This is a genomic window from Streptomyces sp. NPDC007264 (assembly GCF_042869095.1).
In the GTDB taxonomy this organism is placed as follows: Bacteria; Actinomycetota; Actinomycetes; order Streptomycetales; family Streptomycetaceae; genus Streptomyces.
In genome coordinates this window covers 1-2,396 of the sequence record NZ_JBIAFD010000042.1, presented here as the reverse complement: position 1 = coordinate 2,396, position 2,396 = coordinate 1, and the positions used below count along the sequence as shown (strand labels likewise).

The 2,396-nt window shown below is 57.1% G+C and carries 1 rRNA gene; it reads right to left on the bottom strand.

Features of this window, described 5'->3' with window-relative positions:
* Positions 1–22 precede the first annotated feature (22 nt).
* A 23S ribosomal RNA gene (locus tag ACFYMU_RS33350) occupies positions 23–2,396 on the bottom strand; the annotation flags it as partial.

Sequence of the window (2,396 nt, the reverse complement as noted above, 5' to 3'; positions counted from 1 at the left end):
AACACAGTGGACGCGAGCAACTGAGGACAAGCCCTCGGCCTATTAGTACCGGTCACCTCCACCTGTTACCAGGCTTCCAGATCCGGCCTATCAACCCAGTCGTCTACTGGGAGCCTTACCCCATCAAGTGGGTGGGAGTCCTCATCTCGAAGCAGGCTTCCCGCTTAGATGCTTTCAGCGGTTATCCCTCCCGAACGTAGCCAACCAGCCATGCCCTTGGCAGAACAACTGGCACACCAGAGGTTCGTCCGTCCCGGTCCTCTCGTACTAGGGACAGCCCTTCTCAAGACTCCTACGCGCACAGCGGATAGGGACCGAACTGTCTCACGACGTTCTAAACCCAGCTCGCGTACCGCTTTAATGGGCGAACAGCCCAACCCTTGGGACCGACTCCAGCCCCAGGATGCGACGAGCCGACATCGAGGTGCCAAACCATCCCGTCGATATGGACTCTTGGGGAAGATCAGCCTGTTATCCCCGGGGTACCTTTTATCCGTTGAGCGACGGCGCTTCCACAAGCCACCGCCGGATCACTAGTCCCGACTTTCGTCCCTGCTCGACCCGTCGGTCTCACAGTCAAGCTCCCTTGTGCACTTACACTCAACACCTGATTGCCAACCAGGCTGAGGGAACCTTTGGGCGCCTCCGTTACCCTTTAGGAGGCAACCGCCCCAGTTAAACTACCCATCAGACACTGTCCCCGATCCGGATCACGGACCCGGGTTAGACATCCAGCACGACCAGACTGGTATTTCAACGACGACTCCACAACCACTGGCGTGGCCGCTTCAAAGTCTCCCAGCTATCCTACACAAGCCGAACCGAACACCAATATCAAACTGTAGTAAAGGTCCCGGGGTCTTTCCGTCCTGCTGCGCGAAACGAGCATCTTTACTCGTAGTGCAATTTCACCGGGCCTATGGTTGAGACAGTCGAGAAGTCGTTACGCCATTCGTGCAGGTCGGAACTTACCCGACAAGGAATTTCGCTACCTTAGGATGGTTATAGTTACCACCGCCGTTTACTGGCGCTTAAGTTCTCAGCTTCGCCCACCCGAAAGTGAGCTAACCGGTCCCCTTAACGTTCCAGCACCGGGCAGGCGTCAGTCCGTATACATCGCCTTACGGCTTCGCACGGACCTGTGTTTTTAGTAAACAGTCGCTTCTCGCTGGTCTCTGCGGCCACCCCCAGCTCACCATGTAAAACGGATCACCAGGCATGGCCCCCCTTCTCCCGAAGTTACGGGGGCATTTTGCCGAATTCCTTAACCATAGTTCACCCGAACGCCTCGGTATTCTCTACCTGACCACCTGAGTCGGTTTAGGGTACGGGCCGCCATGAAACTCGCTAGAGGCTTTTCTCGACAGCATAGGATCATCCACTTCACCACAATCGGCTCGGCATCAGGTCTCAGCCACACGGTGCGCGGATTTACCTACACACCGGCCTACACCCTTACCCCGGGACAACCACCGCCCGGGATGGACTACCTTCCTGCGTCACCCCATCACTCACCTACTAACCGCTTGGTCCGGCGGCTCCACCACTCCCCTTCACCCGAAGGATCCAGGACGGCTTCACGGCCTTAGCATCACGATGCTCGATGTTTGACGCTCCACAGCGGGTACCGGAATATCAACCGGTTATCCATCGACTACGCCTGTCGGCCTCGCCTTAGGTCCCGACTTACCCTGGGCAGATCAGCTTGACCCAGGAACCCTTAGTCAATCGGCGCACACGTTTCCCACGTGTGAATCGCTACTCATGCCTGCATTCTCACTCGTCAACCGTCCACGACTACCTTCCAGTGCCGCTTCACCCGGCAGACGACGCTCCCCTACCCATCACGATCCCCGTTGGGGGTCAATATCGCAATGACACGACTTCGGCGGTACGCTTGAGCCCCGCTACATTGTCGGCGCGGAATCACTTGACCAGTGAGCTATTACGCACTCTTTCAAGGGTGGCTGCTTCTAAGCCAACCTCCTGGTTGTCTCTGCGACTCCACATCCTTTCCCACTTAGCGTACGCTTAGGGGCCTTAGTCGATGCTCTGGGCTGTTTCCCTCTCGACCATGGAGCTTATCCCCCACAGTCTCACTGCCGCGCTCTCACTTACCGGCATTCGGAGTTTGGCTAAGGTCAGTAACCCGGTAGGGCCCATCGCCTATCCAGTGCTCTACCTCCGGCAAGAAACACACGACGCTGCACCTAAATGCATTTCGGGGAGAACCAGCTATCACGGAGTTTGATTGGCCTTTCACCCCTAACCACAGGTCATCCCCCAGGTTTTCAACCCTGGTGGGTTCGGTCCTCCACGAAGTCTTACCTCCGCTTCAACCTGCCCATGGCTAGATCACTCCGCTTCGGGTCTTGAGCGTGCTACTCCAACGCCCT